The sequence below is a fragment of the Microbacterium sp. S308A+ genome (assembly GCF_049800815.1).
In the GTDB taxonomy this organism is placed as follows: Bacteria; Actinomycetota; Actinomycetes; order Actinomycetales; family Microbacteriaceae; genus Microbacterium.
In genome coordinates this window covers 60,564-77,403 of sequence record NZ_JBNAFT010000005.1, presented here as the reverse complement: position 1 = coordinate 77,403, position 16,840 = coordinate 60,564, and the positions used below count along the sequence as shown (strand labels likewise).

Annotated in this window: 19 protein-coding genes; 4 read left to right on the top strand and 15 right to left on the bottom strand. The window is 69.5% G+C overall.

From position 1 onward, the window contains the following. Positions 1-17 precede the first annotated feature (17 nt). From rplW to ACP15J_RS12765, 13 genes are all read right to left on the bottom strand, one after another. Entirely contained in the window at positions 18-341 is a 324-nt protein-coding gene (rplW, locus tag ACP15J_RS12825) for a 50S ribosomal protein L23 (RefSeq protein WP_197220220.1), read from the bottom strand. Further along, positions 338-994: a 50S ribosomal protein L4 gene (rplD, locus tag ACP15J_RS12820; RefSeq protein WP_424937619.1), complete on the bottom strand. Its 657-nt coding sequence runs from the start codon at positions 992-994 to the stop codon at positions 338-340. The genes rplW and rplD overlap by 4 nt, the downstream gene beginning before the upstream one ends. Positions 995-999: 5 nt before the next feature. Continuing rightward, entirely contained in the window at positions 1,000-1,659 is a 660-nt protein-coding gene (rplC, locus tag ACP15J_RS12815) for a 50S ribosomal protein L3 (RefSeq protein ID WP_424937620.1), read from the bottom strand. 10 nt (positions 1,660-1,669) lie between these two features. Continuing rightward, positions 1,670-1,978 (bottom strand): 30S ribosomal protein S10, encoded by a 309-nt coding sequence (rpsJ, locus tag ACP15J_RS12810; protein WP_017201594.1) that lies wholly within the window; start codon positions 1,976-1,978, stop codon positions 1,670-1,672. Between the two features lie 493 nt (positions 1,979-2,471). Beyond that, positions 2,472-2,696: a hypothetical protein gene (locus ACP15J_RS12805; RefSeq protein ID WP_424937621.1), complete on the bottom strand. Its 225-nt coding sequence runs from the start codon at positions 2,694-2,696 to the stop codon at positions 2,472-2,474. Between the two features lie 142 nt (positions 2,697-2,838). Beyond that, positions 2,839-4,032: an elongation factor Tu gene (tuf, locus tag ACP15J_RS12800; protein WP_197219841.1), complete on the bottom strand. Its 1,194-nt coding sequence runs from the start codon at positions 4,030-4,032 to the stop codon at positions 2,839-2,841. 170 nt (positions 4,033-4,202) lie between these two features. Then, positions 4,203-6,317, bottom strand: a complete 2,115-nt coding sequence (gene fusA, locus ACP15J_RS12795) for an elongation factor G (RefSeq protein WP_197219842.1) — start codon at positions 6,315-6,317, stop codon at positions 4,203-4,205. Positions 6,318-6,412: 95 nt separating this feature from the next. Beyond that, a complete protein-coding gene (gene rpsG, locus ACP15J_RS12790) occupies positions 6,413-6,883 on the bottom strand; it encodes a 30S ribosomal protein S7 (protein WP_067247205.1) in 471 nt (156 codons plus the stop codon). A gap of 5 nt (positions 6,884-6,888) precedes the next feature. Beyond that, on the bottom strand, positions 6,889-7,257 hold the full coding sequence (rpsL, locus tag ACP15J_RS12785; RefSeq protein WP_135063305.1) for a 30S ribosomal protein S12: 369 nt from the start codon (positions 7,255-7,257) through the stop codon (positions 6,889-6,891). A gap of 211 nt (positions 7,258-7,468) precedes the next feature. After that, the gene (locus tag ACP15J_RS12780; RefSeq protein ID WP_424937622.1) at positions 7,469-8,116 is read right to left on the bottom strand and encodes a hypothetical protein; all 648 of its coding nucleotides are present in this window, start codon (positions 8,114-8,116) and stop codon (positions 7,469-7,471) included. 69 nt (positions 8,117-8,185) lie between these two features. After that, on the bottom strand, positions 8,186-8,617 hold the full coding sequence (locus ACP15J_RS12775; protein ID WP_424937623.1) for a hypothetical protein: 432 nt from the start codon (positions 8,615-8,617) through the stop codon (positions 8,186-8,188). 91 nt (positions 8,618-8,708) lie between these two features. Then, positions 8,709-9,794 (bottom strand): hypothetical protein, encoded by a 1,086-nt coding sequence (locus ACP15J_RS12770; RefSeq protein ID WP_424937624.1) that lies wholly within the window; start codon positions 9,792-9,794, stop codon positions 8,709-8,711. Between the two features lie 100 nt (positions 9,795-9,894). After that, positions 9,895-10,047, bottom strand: coding sequence for a hypothetical protein (locus ACP15J_RS12765; RefSeq protein WP_424937625.1), 153 nt, complete (start codon positions 10,045-10,047; stop codon positions 9,895-9,897). Between the two features lie 121 nt (positions 10,048-10,168). On the opposite strand from ACP15J_RS12765, the gene ACP15J_RS12760 reads away from it, so the two are divergent. The 4 genes from ACP15J_RS12760 to ACP15J_RS12745 all read left to right on the top strand — a co-directional run bounded on the left by ACP15J_RS12760 (position 10,169) and on the right by ACP15J_RS12745 (position 14,995). After that, complete coding sequence (locus tag ACP15J_RS12760; protein WP_424937626.1) at positions 10,169-11,470, top strand: sensor histidine kinase; 1,302 nt, start codon at positions 10,169-10,171, stop codon at positions 11,468-11,470. After that, positions 11,467-12,159, top strand: a complete 693-nt coding sequence (locus ACP15J_RS12755; RefSeq protein WP_424937627.1) for a response regulator — start codon at positions 11,467-11,469, stop codon at positions 12,157-12,159. The genes ACP15J_RS12760 and ACP15J_RS12755 overlap by 4 nt, the downstream gene beginning before the upstream one ends. A gap of 654 nt (positions 12,160-12,813) precedes the next feature. Next, positions 12,814-14,166: an acyltransferase family protein gene (locus tag ACP15J_RS12750; protein ID WP_424937628.1), complete on the top strand. Its 1,353-nt coding sequence runs from the start codon at positions 12,814-12,816 to the stop codon at positions 14,164-14,166. A 136-nt stretch (positions 14,167-14,302) separates the two neighbouring features. Beyond that, positions 14,303-14,995, top strand: coding sequence for a hypothetical protein (locus ACP15J_RS12745; RefSeq protein ID WP_424937629.1), 693 nt, complete (start codon positions 14,303-14,305; stop codon positions 14,993-14,995). 33 nt (positions 14,996-15,028) lie between these two features. Here ACP15J_RS12745 and ACP15J_RS12740 read toward each other — a convergent pair whose 3' ends face one another. After that, entirely contained in the window at positions 15,029-15,517 is a 489-nt protein-coding gene (locus tag ACP15J_RS12740; RefSeq protein WP_424937630.1) for a YajQ family cyclic di-GMP-binding protein, read from the bottom strand. A 68-nt stretch (positions 15,518-15,585) separates the two neighbouring features. Further along, positions 15,586-16,803, bottom strand: coding sequence for an alpha/beta hydrolase (locus tag ACP15J_RS12735; RefSeq protein WP_424937631.1), 1,218 nt, complete (start codon positions 16,801-16,803; stop codon positions 15,586-15,588). Positions 16,804-16,840 lie beyond the last annotated feature (37 nt).

The window sequence follows — 16,840 nt, the reverse complement described above, 5'->3', positions numbered from 1 at the left end:
CTGTCCTTATCCCCCGGTCAGTTCACTGCCGTGAAGATGTCGATGGTGCCCGACTTCAGGGTCACGATGGCGCGCTTGGTGTCCTTGCGCTTGCCGACGCCGAAGCGGGTGCGACGGGCCTTGCCGACGCGGTTGATCGTGTTGACCGCGGCCACCTTGACGTCGAAGATCTTCTCGATGGCGAGCTTGATCTCGGTCTTCGAGGCACGGGGGTCCACCAGGAAGGTGTACTTGCCCTCGTCGATGAGCCCGTAGCTCTTCTCGGAGACGACCGGCTTCAGGATGATGTCGCGCGGGTCCTTGTTTCCAGCCGTGGCGAGGATGTTCTCCTGCGCGCTCATGCCGAGACCTCCTCGGTTGCGCCGGTCTTCGCTGCGACGAACGCGTCGAAGGCGGCCTTGGTGAAGACGATGTCGTCGGAGACGAGCACGTCGTAGGCGTTGAGCTGGTCGGCGTACAGCACGTGGACGCCGGCCAGGTTGCGAACGCTCAGGGCGTTGGTGTCGTCCGTGCGGTCGAGGACCACGAGGACGGTCTTGCCCGGGAGCGCCTTCAGGTACGCGGCCGCCGTCTTGGTGGAGGGCTTGCCGTCGATGCCGAAGGACTCGACCACGTGCAGACGCTCGCCACGGAAGCGGTCGCTGAGGGCGCCGGCGAGGGCGGCCGCGATCATCTTCTTGGGCGTGCGCTGCGAGTAGTCGCGCGGCTTCGGGCCGTGGACGATGCCACCGCCGGTCATGTGCGGCGCACGGATCGAGCCCTGACGGGCGTTGCCCGTGCCCTTCTGCTTGAAGGGCTTGCGGCCGGCGCCGGAGACCTCGCCACGACGCTTGGTCGAGTGGGTGCCCTGGCGGGCCGCCGCGAGCTGCGCGACGACGACCTGGTGGATCAGCGGGACGTTGGTCTTGGCGTCGAAGATGCTGGCGGGGGCGTCGACCGTGCCGGTCTTCTTGCCGCCTGCGAAGACGTCGAGAGTGAGAGTCGTGTCAGCCATGAGACTTAGGCACCCTTCACTGCGTTGCGGACGTAGACGATGCGGCCGCGCGCGCCGGGGACGGCGCCCTTGACGAGCATGAGTCCCTTCTCGACGTCGATGGCGTGCACCGTGAGGTTGAGGACGGTCACGCGCTCGCCGCCCATACGGCCGGCCATGCGCATGCCCTTGAAGACACGGCTCGGGGTCGACGAGGCGCCGATCGAACCGGGCTTGCGGTGGTTGCGGTGCGCACCGTGCGAGGCGGAGACGCCCTTGAAGTTGTGGCGCTTCATGACACCGGCGGTGCCCTTGCCCTTGCTGGTGCCGACGACGTCGACCAGCTGGCCGGCCTCGAACAGGCCGTCCACCGTGAGCTCCTGGCCCAGCGAGTAGTCGCCCGCGTCCGCGGTGCGGATCTCGGTGACGTGGCGGCGCGGCGTGACGCCGGCGGCCTCGAAGTGCGCGGTCAGGGGCTTGGTGACCTTGCGCGGGTCGATCTGACCTGCCGCGATCTGCACGGCGTTGTAGCCGTCCTTCTCGGGGGTGCGGATCTGGGTGACCACGTTCGGAGCCAGCTCGATGACGGTGACGGGAACGAGCTTGCCGTTCTCGTTCCAGACCTGGGTCATGCCGAGCTTCGTGCCCAGCATCCCCTTGGAAACCTTTGCGTTGATGTCGACCATCGTGATCCCCTTACAGCTTGATCTCGATGTTGACGTCGGCCGGGAGGTCGAGACGCATCAGCGAGTCGACGGCCTTGGGCGTCGGGTCGACGATGTCGATCAGACGCTTGTGGGTGCGCATCTCGAAGTGCTCGCGGCTGTCCTTGTACTTGTGGGGCGACCGGATGACGCACACGACGTTCTTCTCGGTCGGAAGCGGCACGGGGCCGACGACGGTCGCGCCCGCACGGGTCACGGTGTCGACGATCTTGCGCGCCGACGTGTCGATGACCTCGTGGTCGTACGACTTCAGGCGAATGCGGATCTTCTGTCCCGCCATTTGTCTGCTCACTCTCTTCAAGCGTCTTACCGTCCCGGACCAGGTGGGCCCGGGGGCATTGGACGCACGTCGGCGCTCTTCACGCCTTGCACACGGGATCGTCTCGGGAGCCGATCCGCGCACCACTGTTCTGCTGTCAGCCCGGGCTCCCTGCGGATCCCGGATGCCGACCCCCGTGCATGACGAGGCCTCGGTGAGGAGTGTCGGTTGTGTGTTCTGCTGCCCGCGGCCTAGAACCCTGCGCGAGCCTCCCGGAGGAGGGCGCCGTCTATGCACTGCCTGGCAGTGATCCGGCCACGCTGAACGTCGCCGGAATGTGGAACCTGTCTATTCTGCCATGCCCGATTCGCCTCCCGCAAACCCGGGCGTGTCGTGCCCGCCGGACCGTCCGTCGCGGGCCTCGCCCGCGCCCGCCCGCTCGGCCTGAGACGAGAAAGGGCGGCGCACCCCGGGGATGCGCCGCCCTGCCCTCAACAGCCGGGGCAGTCGAGGATCACTCGTTGCCGACGGCCTTGTCGACGTTGTCACGGACCTCGTCGATCTTGTCCGCGGCGCCCGGAGCGACCTTCTTGGCGAAGCCGGCGACGCCGTCGAGGATCTTGTCGCTGATGCCCTCGGCCTGCTCGCTGTGCACCGCCTCGTTGATCTTGTCGGCGTTCTGCGCGACGAACTCCTTGCCCTTGTTGACGGCGTCGCCGATCGACTCTTCGATACCCATGGGTCTCCCCCTCGTCTCTGACTGTCGTGCTGGCGGCGCCAGCACCTCTCTTTCTACGGTATCGGCTGCCCCGAGGGGAAGCCCCGGACACGACGAAGGGGCCGGATCCGAGGATCCGGCCCCTTCGGGCAGCAAGCGATGCTTACTTGATGACCTTGGTCACCGTGCCGGCGCCGACGGTGCGGCCACCCTCACGGATCGCGAAGCCGAGGCCCTCCTCCATGGCGATCGGCTGGATGAGCTCGACCGACATGTCCGTGGTGTCGCCGGGCATGACCATCTCGGTGCCCTCGGGCAGCGAGATGACGCCGGTGACGTCCGTGGTACGGAAGTAGAACTGCGGGCGGTAGTTCGTGTAGAAGGGGTTGTGACGGCCACCCTCGTCCTTGTTCAGGATGTAGGCGGTGCCCTCGAACTCCGTGTGCGGGGTGATCGAGCCCGGCTTCACGACGACCTGGCCGCGCTCGACGTCCTCGCGCTTGGTGCCGCGGAGGAGAAGACCGCAGTTCTCGCCGGCCCAGGCCTCGTCGAGCTGCTTGTGGAACATCTCGATACCGGTGACGGTCGTCTTCTGCGTCGGGCGCAGACCCACGATCTCGACCTCGGAGTTGATGGCCAGGGTGCCACGCTCGGCGCGACCGGTGACGACGGTGCCACGACCGGTGATCGTGAAGACGTCCTCGATCGGCATCAGGAACGGCTTGTCGCGGTCACGCACCGGGTCGGGGATGTTCTCGTCGACAGCGTTCATGAGCTCGACGATCGACTCGACCCACTTCTCGTCGCCCTCGAGGGCCTTGAGACCGGAGACGCGCACGACCGGCACGTTGTCACCGTCGAAGTCGTTCTTCGACAGCTGCTCGCGGACCTCCATCTCGACGAGCTCGAGGATCTCCTCGTCGTCGACCATGTCGGACTTGTTGAGCGCGACGAGCAGGTAGGGCACGCCGACCTGCTTGGCGAGGAGGATGTGCTCCTTCGTCTGCGCCATCATGCCGTCGGTGGCGGCGACCACGAGGATCGCGCCGTCCATCTGAGCGGCACCGGTGATCATGTTCTTGATGTAGTCGGCGTGACCCGGGGCGTCCACGTGAGCGTAGTGACGCTTCGGGGTCTCGTACTCGACGTGCGAGATGTTGATCGTGATGCCGCGCTGACGCTCTTCCGGAGCCGAGTCGATCGACGAGAAGTCACGAACGACGTTGACGTCCGACGGGTACTTGTCGGCGAGCACCTTCGAGATCGCCGCGGTGAGCGTGGTCTTGCCGTGGTCGACGTGACCGATCGTTCCGATGTTCACGTGCGGCTTGGTCCGCTCGAACTTGGCCTTAGCCACTGGGTCCTCCTCAGGACGGTCGTGTAGAGCCACCGGGCACTGGGTTGCGACCGGACCTCTACGGATTGGGTTCTCAGTTTAGTAGAGAGGGAATATGAAGTTGTGAGTCCGCCCGGCCGGACCCTCCGCGCTCCGCGAACGGTGCGGGAGGCCCGGCCGGACGGCAGGGCTCATTCGCCCTTGGTCTTCTGGATGATCTCGTCGGCGACGGCCTTCGGGACCTCGGCGTAGCTGTCGAACTCCATCGAGTAGACCGCACGGCCCGAGGTCTTCGAGCGCAGGTCACCGATGTAGCCGAACATCTCCGACAGCGGCACCGACGCACGGACGACCTTGACACCCTGGGCGTCCTCCATCGTCTGGATCTGGCCACGACGTGAGTTCAGGTCGCCGATGACGTCGCCCATGTACTCCTCCGGTGTGCGCACCTCGACCGCCATGAGCGGCTCGAGGAGCACCGGGTTCGCACGGCGAGCGGCCTCCTTGAAGCCCATCGAGCCCGCGATCTTGAACGCCATCTCCGAGGAGTCGACGTCGTGTGCGGCGCCGTCGACGAGGGTCGCCTTGACGCCCACCATCGGGTAGCCGGCCAGGACGCCGACGTTCATCGCGTCCTGGAAGCCCGCGTCGACCGACGGGATGTACTCGCGCGGGACGCGGCCACCGGTGACGGCGTTCTCGAACTCGTACGACTTCTCGGCCGTGACTTCGAGGGGCTCGATCGTGAACTGGATCTTCGCGAACTGACCAGACCCACCCGTCTGCTTCTTGTGGGTGTAGTCGTGCTTCTCGACTGCCTTGCGGATCGTCTCGCGGTAGGCCACCTGGGGCTTGCCGACGTTCGCCTCGACGCGGAACTCGCGCTTCATGCGGTCGACGAGGATGTCCAGGTGCAGCTCGCCCATGCCCTTGATGGTCGTCTGACCGGTCTCGGGGTTGAGCTCGGTGCGGAAGGTCGGGTCCTCTTCGGCGAGCTTCTGGATCGCCAGGCCCAGCTTCTCCTGGTCGGCCTTGGTCTTCGGCTCGATGGCGACCTCGATCACCGGCTCCGGGAACGTCATCGACTCGAGGACGACCGGCTGCTGCATGTCGGCCAGGGTGTCGCCGGTGGTGGTGTCCTTCAGACCGATCACGGCGTAGATGTTGCCCGCGGTGAGCTTCTCGACCGGGTTCTCCTTGTTGGCGTGCATCTGGAAGATCTTCCCGATGCGCTCCTTCTTGCCCTTGGTCGAGTTGATGACCTGAGCGCCCGACTCGAGCTCGCCCGAGTAGACGCGCACGTAGGTCAGACGGCCGAAGAACGGGTGCACGGCGACCTTGAAGGCCAGCGCGGCGAAGGGGTCCTTCGCGTCGGGGTGACGCTCGATGACCTTCTCCTCGTCCTTCGGGTCGTGCGCCTCGATGGCGGGCACGTCCAGGGGCGAGGGCAGGTAGTCCACGACCGCGTCGAGCATGGGCTGCACGCCGCGGTTCTTGAACGCCGAGCCGCAGAGCACCGGGTAGATGTCGCCGGCGACGACCATGTTGCGGATCGCGCCCTTGATCTCGGCGATCGTGAGCTCCTCGCCGCCGAAGAACTTCTCCAGCAGCACCTCATCGCTCTCGGCGACGGCCTCGAGCAGGGCCTGGCGGTACTCGTCGGCCTTGTCCTTGAGATCGGCCGGGATCTCCTGGATCTCGTACGACGCACCCATGGTGACGTCGCCCTTGGCGTCGCCCGGCCACACCAGCGCGCGCATCTCGATGAGGTCGACGACACCGATGAAGTCGCTCTCGGCGCCGATCGGGAGCTGCAGCACGAGCGGCTTGGCGCCCAGGCGGTTGACGATGGTGTCGACCGTGAAGTAGAAGTCGGCGCCCAGCTTGTCCATCTTGTTGACGAAGCAGATGCGGGGCACGTTGTACTTGTCGGCCTGACGCCACACGGTCTCGGACTGGGGCTCCACGCCCTCCTTGCCGTCGAACACGGCGACCGCACCGTCGAGGACGCGGAGCGAGCGCTCCACCTCGACCGTGAAGTCCACGTGGCCGGGGGTGTCGATGATGTTGATCTGGTTGCCGTTCCAGAAGCAGGTCACCGCGGCGGAGGTGATGGTGATGCCGCGCTCCTTCTCCTGCTCCATCCAGTCGGTGGTCGACGCGCCGTCGTGGGTCTCGCCGAGCTTGTGGTTCACACCCGTGTAGAACAGGATGCGCTCGGTCGTCGTGGTCTTACCGGCATCGATGTGCGCCATGATGCCGATGTTGCGGACCTTGCTCAGGTCGGTGAGCACTTCTTGTGCCACGGGTGGTTTCCTTGTCTTCTTGCTGTCGTCCTGCGACGAGGTGAAGGTGGTGTGCCCGCCCTGGCCGCGGTGAGGCGGCCAGGGCGGGCGAGCTGTTACCAGCGGTAGTGCGCGAAGGCGCGGTTCGACTCGGCCATCTTGTGGGTGTCCTCACGGCGCTTGACCGCGGCACCGAGGCCGTTCGAGGCGTCCAGGATCTCGTTCTGAAGACGCTCGGTCATGGTCTTCTCACGACGGCTCTTGGCGTAGCTGACGAGCCAGCGGAGGGCGAGGGTGTTCGCGCGGTGCGGCTTCACCTCGACCGGGACCTGGTAGGTCGAGCCGCCGACGCGACGGCTGCGGACCTCGAGGGTCGGGCGCACGTTGTCGAGCGCTTTCTTGAGGGTGGCGACGGCGTCCTGGCCGCTCTTGGCCTCGACGCCGGCGAGGGCGCCGTAGACGATCGACTCGGCGAGAGACTTCTTGCCGTCGACGAGGATCTTGTTGACGAGCGAGGTGACGATCGGCGCACCGTAGACCGGGTCGTTGACGACCGGGCGCTTGGGGGCTGGACCTTTACGAGGCATCTATCTCAACCCTTCTTCGCGCCGTAGCGGGAACGAGCCTGCTTACGGTTCTTGACGGCCTGGGTGTCGAGCGCACCGCGGACGATCTTGTAGCGGACACCGGGGAGGTCCTTCACACGGCCGCCACGCACGAGCACGAGCGAGTGCTCCTGCAGGTTGTGCCCCTCGCCGGGGATGTAGGCGGTGACCTCGGTGCCGTTGCGGAGCTTCACACGAGCGACCTTGCGCATCGCCGAGTTCGGCTTCTTCGGGGTGGTGGTGTACACACGGGTGCACACGCCGGCCTGCTGCGGGTTCGACTTCAGGGCGGGGGCCTTGGTCTTCGAGACCTTGGGCGCACGACCCTTGCGAACCAACTGCTGAATAGTTGGCACTGCTTCTCCTTGTTGTGCTGCACGGTGACAGCGTGATGGGTTTCACATCATGACCCGCCGCACGCCGGAACCGGTGCGCTTCGTGGCGGGTATGCCGTGGGGGCGGAGCGGCGAGTGCCGACGCCCTGATGCGCACGCCGGAGCACACGCATTCGCGATCAATGGTAATGCGACGTAACCTCGACGGTCAAATACAGGGCGCGCGCGAAGGCTAGAGCGTGTCGGGGTCGAACGGCGAGTCCAGCGCCTCGGTCAGCTCGGCCAGCATGGCCTCGATCTGCGGCTCGACATACTCCGAGATCGCCGCCTGCACACGCAGCCGGTGCCGGAGCAGGAGCCCGCAGATCTCCCGCCCGATCATGTTCGCATACTCGTCCGCCAGCGCGACCTCGCGGCGGAGCGCCGCTTTCGCCTCCTCACTGAGCGGAGGCAGCGGAGGCAGTTCGGCCGCGTCCTCGTCGGCGAGCCCGGCCAGCGTGAACAGGAACGGCGCCCCAGGGACCGGATCGGGGTCGAGCGGCATCCCCTCGTACTCCGGGGCGAGATCTTCTGAAGGCCGATAGCTGCGAGCGCGGTTGCGGGCGGACTGCTGATCGAGCTCGCCCTGGAGCATCGGCAGGTTTCGTGCGGTGTACTCCGCCACGGCATGGTCCACGATCGTCTTCACCCGCGTGGACAGTCCGTGCTGCACCCCGTGCGGCACGTTCGCCCCGATCCCCGCCGCCGAGAGCACGGGAGAGCCCAGGCAGCGACGGCAGGGGGCGAGTCGACCCCGATGGGTGGCCGGCTCCCAGCGCGGCACCCAGCGCAGCCAGGCCTCCACGGCCTGGTCGACCTGCGTCTCGAGTGAGCGCCCCACGCACCCAGAGTACGTCGGACACGTCGGGGAGTCGCGGATTCCTCCCCGATCCGGCCGGTCGTCTGCGCGTCATTCCTCCTCGTGCCGTTCCCAGGGCCAGTGCGGCCGGCGCGCTCTGGTGCGGCGCAACGCGATCCCCGCCCAGCCGGCGACGAGCGCGGCGCCTGCGACCACGGCGCTCCCTCCGCCGAGCACGAGATGGCCGATCGTCGCGGTGGATCGAGCGATCCCTGCGCCTTCCGCGAGCGCGGTGGCCCACACGCCGCCGAGGTGCACGAGGGTCGTTCCCAGCGCGACGAAGAGCGCGGCGGCGTAGGACGGGGAAGGCCCCGTGAGGACGCCGCGCAGGGCGAGGGCGAAGACCCCGACCGCGAGCACCATCCCGACGACGCCTGGCAGCTGTCCGAGCCCGGGAGCCGTGATGAGGTCCCTCTCGGTCAGCAGGCTCAGGAACCCCAGGCCCATGATCGCCAGGGCGAAGAAGGCGACCGTCCCCAGCACGACCGCGAGGACCGACGAGACCCCCGCGGATCCCCCGAGGGGGTCCGGCTCGCGGGGGTCTGTTCGGTCGACCGTGATGGCTCCGTCTCCGTCAGCCCGGCAGCTGAGGCCCTGCCTCGAGCACCCGCTCGTACTCCCGCTGCTCCTCGGCGTTGCGCTCGTTCTTGCGGGCACCGCTGCGGGCGGCCCAGGCGCCGAACCAGACCGCGAGCTCGCGACCGAGAACGAAGGCGACGATCGCCAGCGGCGCGAGGAGCTGTCCGTCGATCACCTCGGCGTTGCGACTGGCGGTCTGCGACCAGAACGGCGCGGCGAAGAGCGCGCCGAGGATGTGCCCTCCGTAGGAGAGAGCGCCGACGAGGATCCCGAAGACCACCCAGAAGCCCCAGCGTCCACGGTTGATGACGGCGCCGAGCAGCCAGAAGGCGACGAAGAACACCGCGGTCGGGATCCAGAGACTCCAGCTGCGGAGGTGGTCAAGGACGACGGTGCCGATGTTGGCAGCGGTCACGTCGCCCTGCAGCGCGCCGAAGCCGAGGGTGGCGCCCAGGTAGAGGACCGCGAAGGCGATCGCGGCGACGAGGCCGATCCCGGCGATCGCGCCGCGGTTGCCGTGCGGACGCGGCGGCTCGGGGGCCTGGACGAAGATCGGCAGCTGGGCCGACGTCACGGGGGCCAGCGGCTCGGGCGGGAGCACGCGCGTCTCGGCCTGCTCGGCCGGCGCGGGCGGCGCATAGGCGGTCGTGGCGATCTCGGGCTCGGCGGGAGCAGCAGGCTCAGCAGGAACGGCGGGGGCCGCGGGCGTCGACGCGTCCGCCGGCGGAGGGGTGAAGGTCCCGCCGAAGGTCCCGGGGAAAGCGGCCTCGGCTGCGGCGAAGGCCGCCAGGTCCGAGTCCTCCTCTGGGGGCCGGCGTGCTGCGGGCGCGTCCGCGGGCCGCTCCTGGCTCGCCTGCGCAGACGACACGGCGCCCGAGGCGTCACCCGGGGCGCCGTCGCCGGGCTCTGTGGCCGCCGAGGCGCCGTCCGGCACGGCGGCGGACCCGGCTGCGCCGTCCGCCGAGGCCACGGACTCCCCCGTGCGCGCGGCGGCAGCGTCGGCAAGGCCCGCCTTCGCGCTGTCCACGACGTCGTCGACGTCGTGCTCCGGCACCGGCTTCGAACCGTCGCGGTCACTCATGGCAAACTCCTCGCGCATCGGACATGTGCATGGCGAGGGTATCGCCGCGACGAGGATGCCCCCCGGAGGCGTGCCGACGTGTCGACGGATGAAGGCCGCCTCATCCCCCGAACGACGCCAGCAGGTCGCCGACATACTGCTCCAGGACCGGGAGCATGGGCAGCGCGAGGAAGCCCAGGCCGGCGATCACGCCGAGGCAGAGGAGCCCGCCGATCCATGCGTGGGCGGTGCTGCGTCCGCCGATCCGTGCCATGGCTCCGAGGATACGTCCGCTCCCCTCCCCATCCGTCTCGGCGCGCGGATGCTACGCCGGTAGCCCCCGGATGCGACGGGAAGGGGACGCGCAGCCGCCCGCGGGGCAATAGCGTCGGAGCATGGCTGAGGAGAACACCGCGTCCGCCCCGTCCGGAACCACGTCCGCCCCGTCCGCGCCCGGGAGCGCCCCGTATACCGAGCAGCGGATCCGCGACGGATGGCGGCTGATCCAGGCGTCCGCCGCGCGGCGTCCTCCCGCCGTGCCCGGGATCGGCTGGATCTCGATGGCGGTGGCCCTCATCCTCGCCGCGGTGACGACGGCGGTCGACGCGAGCGTCTCCGGCGTGCCGGTCGTCGCCGCCCTGGGCGGCGCGCTGCTCCAGTGCGGGAGCATCGCCCTGGCGATGGTGATGCCCCGGCTCGCGATCGTCGCGCACACGCTGGGCATCCTCGTGACCGCGCTCACCGCGTCGGCCGCGTCAGGAGCCCCTTGGCCGCTGACGGTGCCGGGGATGATCTCGCTCTCCGCCTTCCTCCTCGTGCTCGCTCTGCGTGAGCCCTGGGCGCTCCCGGTGACCGGCTTCCTGGCCGCGTTCGGGGCGGCGCTGTTCTCCGTCGCCCTCCGCCCGACCGCTTCCCCTGCCTGGAGCATCGACATCGCCGTGGCCTCGCAGGCGCTCGTCGTCATGGTGCTCGGGATCGGGATCGCGCAGTGGCGGATCGTGCGTGGCGAGCTGCGCGATGCCCAGGCCGCGACCGAGGTCGAGGCCGGACGGGTGCGCTGGGCGACCGAACGGCGGCGGATCGCCCGGGAGATGCACGACGTGGTGGCGCACTCGATGTCGATCGTGCATATGCAGGCCAGCTCCGCCGTGTTCCGGCGTCCTGGCCTCCCGCTGGAGGTCGCGGAGGAGTTCGACGGCATCGCCGTGCGCGCCCGCACCGCGCTGACCGAGATGAGGCAGCTGCTGGGCGTCCTCCGAGACGAAGGCGAGCAGCTCACGGCGCCGCAGCCGACGCTGGGCGATCTCGACGAGCTCGTCGAGCGCTCGCGCGCGGCGGGAGTCAAGGTCACCGCCCAGATCGCCGTGCCGGACCCCCTTCCCGATCCCGCGGTGCAGCTGGCCGTCTACCGGGCGGCGCAGGAGGGCCTGAGCAACACGGTGCGGCACGCAGCGGGCTCGAACGTCCGCGTGATCCTGGAGGAGGACCGCTCTCCCGAGGGTGAGCGACGGCTGCTCCTCGAGGTCATCGACGACGGCACGGGGGCCAGGACCGCCGAACCCTCCTCCCGCCCCGGCCTGGGGATCGCCGGGATGCAGGAGCGCGTCGGGCTCGTGGGCGGTAGCGTCGTCACGGGGCCGCGCGGCCGCGGATGGGCCGTGGTCGTGCAGGTGCCGCTGACTGAGGAGAGCGCATGACCGGTCCGATCCGGGTGCTGGTCGTCGACGACCAGGAGATGTTCCGCGTCGGGCTCGCCGCGATCCTCGACGCGCAGCCGGACATCACGGTCGCGGGACAGGCCGCCGACGGCACCGAGGCCAGGCAGCGGACGCGAAGCCTCCTGCCCGACGTCGTGCTCATGGATGTGCGGATGCCCGTGCTCAACGGCATCGAGGCCACCCGCGAGATCCTGTCCGATCCCGTCTCCGGGCACCGTCCGCGGATCGTGATGCTCACCACCTTCGACGTCGACGACTACGTCTTCGAGGCGTTGCGCGCCGGCGCGAGCGGCTTCCTCCTCAAGGACGCGACGCCGGCCCAGCTGGTGGACGCCGTGCGCACCGTGCATGCCGGCGACGCCCTGCTCGCGCCGAAGGTCACGACGATGCTCGTGCGCGAGCTCGCGCAGACGACACCGCGGCCCCGCGAGCACGGCGCGGTCTTCGCCGAGCTGACCGACCGCGAGCGCGAGGTGTTCGCCCTCATCGCCGAGGGGCTCTCGAACACGGAGATCGCCGCCCGGCTGTTCATCGCCGAACAGACGGCGAAGACCCACGTGAGCCGCGTGCTCGGCAAGCTCGGGCTGCGCGACCGTGTGCACGCCGTCGTCCTCGCCTACGAGACCGGGCTGATCACGCCCGGCGAGCGCGGCCTCCCCGGCTCCTGACCCTCGTCCGCTTGCTCGTCCGCCCGCTCGTCCGCGCGGCAGAGTCCCGGCCCCACGTTCTCCCGGCCCCACGTTCCGTCGGACCTCTGCAACTCCGTCGGATCCAATCCTCGCTTTCCGCCGACAACGTTCATCTGGCCCGACACTATGAACCCCTCACGGGACGCAAAACCGCGGCTCCCCCGCGGGACGGCTCGGCCCGGCACCGTGCAGGCCCGCACCTTGTCGGTCCGGCACCTTGTCGGCCCGGAGGAACTCTGTCGGTCCGGAACCCCGATTCAGGCCGACCAACTTCCTCCGGCCCGACAATCCGGCTCCGCCGGCCCGACAATCCGGTTCGACAAATCCGGCTCCGCCGGGTCGACAATCCGGCTCCGCCGGCCCGAGATCCGACTCCTCATGCCCGACAATCCGGGGTCTCCGGCCCGACAGCTTAGTCGGGCCCGCGCAACCCTGACGGACCAGAACCGCAGCCCCGGCCGACCACCTTCACCTGGCCCGACCTGTTCATCACGGACGAGATGGGCGCAGACCGGGAAAACAGTACCGCGGTAGGGGGTGCCGGATACCGCCGGGGGACGAAGGCCCCGGTCCCCGCTCCGTACGGTCTGGGCAACGCTCACCGACCGGGTGGGCCGAACCGATCGGAGTGTCGTGTCCGCCCTCGTACCGCCCGCCGCTCTCCCCTCCCCCCGCCTCGGCGCGGCATCCGCGAGCCCCCGCGGCCGCCGCGATCCCGTGATCGACCTCCTGCGGGCGTTCAGCGTCCTCCTCGTCGTCGCCCTGCACCTCTTCGTCGCGAGCATCACGCTCTCGGACGGGGAGGTGCGCATCGGCACCCCGATCCAGGACGAGGCGTGGTTCGGCCCCCTCACCTGGGTGATCCAGGTGATGCCGCTGTTCTTCATCGTCGGCGGCTTCGCGTCGGCCCGGCTGTGGGACAGGATGCGCTCCCGTGGCGCCACCGCGCGCGACTTCGCGGCCGAACGGATCGGGCGGCTCCTGATCCCCGGACTCGTGATGTTCGCGATCGTCGGCGTCCTGCTCGGCCTCGCCGCGCTCGCCGGCACGCCCGCCACGCTGGTCACCGACGGCTCGTACTGGATCGGGCGCCCGCTCTGGTTCCTCGGCGTGTACGTGATCGTGTCGGCACTGGTGCCCGTGATGCTCGCCGCCCACCGGCGCCACCCTCGCCTCGTCCTCGCCGTGCTCGTCGCCGCCGTGCTCGCCGTGGACGTGGCCCGCGGACCCCTCGGCGACGGCGTCACCCTGTGGAACTACGTGTTCGTGTGGCTCACGATGCAGCAGCTCGGGTTCTTCGTCGCCGACGGCTCGATCTTCCGGATCCGCCGCCGCACGGCCGCCCTCGTGATCACGGGCGCCCTGGCCGCCCTCATCGTCCTCACCGCCGCGTTCGGCTATCCCGCCGACCTGCTCCTGGCCGGCAACAACCCGGCGAGCATCCCGCTCGTCGTGCTCGGCGCCGGGCAGTTCGCCGCCCTCCGCCTCGCCCATCCCGCACTGACCCGGTTCGCCGAGCGCGCCCGTGTGTCCGCCGCCGTGTCGTGGGTGAACGCCCGCAGCACGGTCATCTACCTCTGGCACATGACCGCGCTCGCCGCCGTGGTCGCCGTGATGCTCGCCGCCTCGGTGCCCCTGCCCGAGACCTTCAGCCCCGCCTGGTGGATCACCCGTCCCGTCCTCCTCGCCGTGATCGGGCTCGCCCTGCTCCCCTTCCTCGCCCTGGCCCGCGGGACCGAGCGGCGGATCCGCCTCGAGCGTGTGTCCGGCGTCGGGACGGTCCGGGTAGGAGCCGCCGTCGTGCTGAGCGTCGTCGCGGTGATCGTCATGCTGCAGCTGGGCTTCGTGCCGCTGTGGTCGCCGCTGCTCGCGGTCGGCCTCGGCATCGCCGCGCTGTGGTGCGCCGGGTTCCGCCTCGCCCGGCCGGAGGGGGTCGTGCTGCCCTCCATCCTGCGCGTCGGCGCGGTCCGCACCGCCCTGCTCTGACGATTCCGCGGCGCCGGCAGAGGATCGTCCTCCGCCCGGGGCCCGAGGCTAAGGGACCTCCCGTAGCGCAGGGCCGCCCGAAGGTCCCCTTCGCCTACTGTCGCTCCGAAACGCCCCCTCGCGAACGGACGACGACATGCCCGCACAGGCTCCCCGACGGGCCGCTCCGGTCGCCGTCCTGGCGTCCGCCCTGGCCCTGCTCCTCGCCGGATGCGCGGGCGCCGGCCCGGAGAGCTCCGCGGGCGGGCACCATCCGTCGGGTTCCTCGTCCGCCTCCGCGTCTGCGCACGGGTCGAAGACGTCTGCAGCCACCGCCGATCCGGACGACGATGACGACGACCTCGATGATGACGACGTCAACGACGCAGACGAGGACGACGACCTCGACGACAAGGACCTCGACGACGACGATCTCGACGGACTCGGCCTGAAACGCCATCACGTCGACGGCATAGACGACGAGGACGACCTCAAGGACCTCGTCGACGACGCCCGCCGCGCGAGCAAGCCCCAGAACCAAGATCTCCGGTGCGTCCCCGTCCAGCCCTCGGTCGATGACGTCGTCGAGGCCGGCTTCCGTCTCGCCGTCGACGCGGTCGCGGCCGCGCAAGCCGACTCCGGCCGCGGCTTCTACCTCGCCGTCGATCTGGAGGACTCGCGCGTGGCGATCCTGTACACCGAGGAGTCGCCGACCGAGCCCTCCTTCTCGGGGGTACTGCTCGCCGTCGACGACATCGCGCGGGAGACCTCCACGTTCATGGACGGTGACATCAGCCTCGACGCCCTCGCCGCCGACGGCGGTGTCTCGCGCGCGCCGCAGTGCCTCTGAGAGGCCGCGGGACGGGCACGCGGTGACCGGCTCCTACCGGTAGTTGACGAACTGGAGGTCGATGTCCAGGTCGGCGCCCTTGAGGAGGGCGATCACGGCCTGCAGGTCGTCCCGGCTCTTGGACTGCACGCGCAGCTCATCGCCCTGGATCTGCGACTTGACGGATTTCGGCCCCTCGTCCCGGATGATCTTGCCGATCTTCTTCGCGTTCTCGGAGGAGATCCCGTCCTTGAGGGACGAGACGATGCGGTACTCCTTGCCACTCGCGACAGGGTCACCGGACTCGAGGCTCTTGAGCGAGATCCCGCGCTTGATCAGTTTGGTCTGGAACACGTCCAGCACCGCCTTCGCCCGCTCCTCGGCGTTCGCGGTGATCACGATCTGCTCGCCGCTCCAGGCGATCGAGGCACCGGTGCCCTTGAAGTCGTAGCGCTGCTCGATCTCCTTGCGCGCCTGGTTGAGGGCGTTGTCGGCCTCCTGGTGGTCGACCTTGGACACGATGTCGAAAGAGCTGTCAGCCATGCCGCCCAGTGTACTGAGAGCCCTGCACGATGCTCGTCCCGACGGACCGAGGGCCGCCCTCCGTCGCGTCAGCGCGGGTTCGCCGCGGCCCAGCCGGTCACCCACCGGTCCAGGCGTGCGTAGGCCTCGTCGCGTGCCTCCCGCCGGGAGAGGAACACGTCGTGCAGCGCCCCGTCGATGCGCTCGATCGTGACCGAGGGGCCGAGCTTGAGCGCCGCCCGTGCGATGTCGTCGACGACGAGCACGCTGTCCACGCGGGTGAGCTCCTCCGACCAGGAGGTGGGCAGCAGACTCCGTGCCGAGAGCATGACGCACACCGGCGCGTCGATGCAGGTCCCGGCGGCGATGGCCGCATGCCCTGCCAGGATGGCGTGCAGCCAGCCCGCGTGCACGGCCATCGTCTGCTCCGGCCGCCAGTCGAGGTTCACCTCGGTCGGGTCGTCGGGGTCCGACACCTCCTGTTGAGCGCGGGTGTAGTAGCCCAGATCCAGCTGCGGCGCGCGCTCGCGTGGACGGTACCGGGCCTGCAGGCCCACGAGCGGCGCGATCGTCTCTCGGGTGAGGCGCGGCAGCTGGAACTCCAGCCAGGGGCTGTTGAGGATGACCGCGTCTGCCACGCCCGGATGCCGCGCGGCCCAGAGGCTCAGGGTCAGACCCCCGGTGGAGTGGCCGAGCAGCACCAGCCGGCGTGTGCGCCCCTGTCTCCGCCGCGAGACGTGCCGCTCGCCGGGGACGGCGGGCGTGGCCTCCCCTGTGCGGTCCGCACGGTCATCCGCCTCGGCCACGGCCGCGGCCGGCGCTCCCCTGGAGGTCGGCGCCCGCCCCGCGTCCTCCGCGCCCCCGGGTGCCGCAGACGCCCCTGCCTCGGACGAAGGGAACGCCTGCGACCTCGGCACCGGGATGCCCATCTCGGCGAGCGCCGCCGCGATGTCCTCGTCGTAGACACCGAGGTCGGAGATGTAGCCGGGCGTCTGCCCCTGGCGCAGGCTGCGCCCGTACTTGCGCAGATCGAGGGCGAAGAACCGGGCGCCCCGCTCGGTCCAGAACCGCGCGAGCCGCTTCTGGAAGAAGTAGTCCGACCAGCCATGCACGTAGAGGACGTCGACGTCGGCGAGCGAACGCGGGCCGCCGATGATCCGCTGCCAGCGCGAACGATGCGGAAGGGCGCGGACGAGCGTGGCCACGACCTCGCCTTCCTCGTCCGCGCCAAGCGGGATCGTGAGCTGATCGAAGCCTTCGCCGAGGATGTCCGGCCCCCACCGATCGTCCTTCTCCGGCGCACGCATGTCGTCAGCGTATCCCGCGTCGGCCGCCCGACCGGGC

Coding starts and splice junctions, on each gene's coding strand:
- rplW (WP_197220220.1), bottom strand. CDS start 341: ATGAGCGCGCAGGAGAACATCCTCGCCACGGCTGGAAACAAGGACCCG.
- rplD (WP_424937619.1), bottom strand. CDS start 994: ATGGCTGACACGACTCTCACTCTCGACGTCTTCGCAGGCGGCAAGAAG.
- rplC (WP_424937620.1), bottom strand. CDS start 1,659: ATGGTCGACATCAACGCAAAGGTTTCCAAGGGGATGCTGGGCACGAAG.
- rpsJ (WP_017201594.1), bottom strand. CDS start 1,978: ATGGCGGGACAGAAGATCCGCATTCGCCTGAAGTCGTACGACCACGAG.
- ACP15J_RS12805 (WP_424937621.1), bottom strand. CDS start 2,696: ATGGGTATCGAAGAGTCGATCGGCGACGCCGTCAACAAGGGCAAGGAG.
- rpsG (WP_067247205.1), bottom strand. CDS start 6,883: ATGCCTCGTAAAGGTCCAGCCCCCAAGCGCCCGGTCGTCAACGACCCG.
- ACP15J_RS12770 (WP_424937624.1), bottom strand. CDS start 9,794: ATGAGTGACCGCGACGGTTCGAAGCCGGTGCCGGAGCACGACGTCGAC.
- ACP15J_RS12765 (WP_424937625.1), bottom strand. CDS start 10,047: ATGGCACGGATCGGCGGACGCAGCACCGCCCACGCATGGATCGGCGGG.
- ACP15J_RS12760 (WP_424937626.1), top strand. CDS start 10,169: ATGGCTGAGGAGAACACCGCGTCCGCCCCGTCCGGAACCACGTCCGCC.
- ACP15J_RS12755 (WP_424937627.1), top strand. CDS start 11,467: ATGACCGGTCCGATCCGGGTGCTGGTCGTCGACGACCAGGAGATGTTC.
- ACP15J_RS12745 (WP_424937629.1), top strand. CDS start 14,303: ATGCCCGCACAGGCTCCCCGACGGGCCGCTCCGGTCGCCGTCCTGGCG.
- ACP15J_RS12740 (WP_424937630.1), bottom strand. CDS start 15,517: ATGGCTGACAGCTCTTTCGACATCGTGTCCAAGGTCGACCACCAGGAG.
- ACP15J_RS12735 (WP_424937631.1), bottom strand. CDS start 16,803: ATGCGTGCGCCGGAGAAGGACGATCGGTGGGGGCCGGACATCCTCGGC.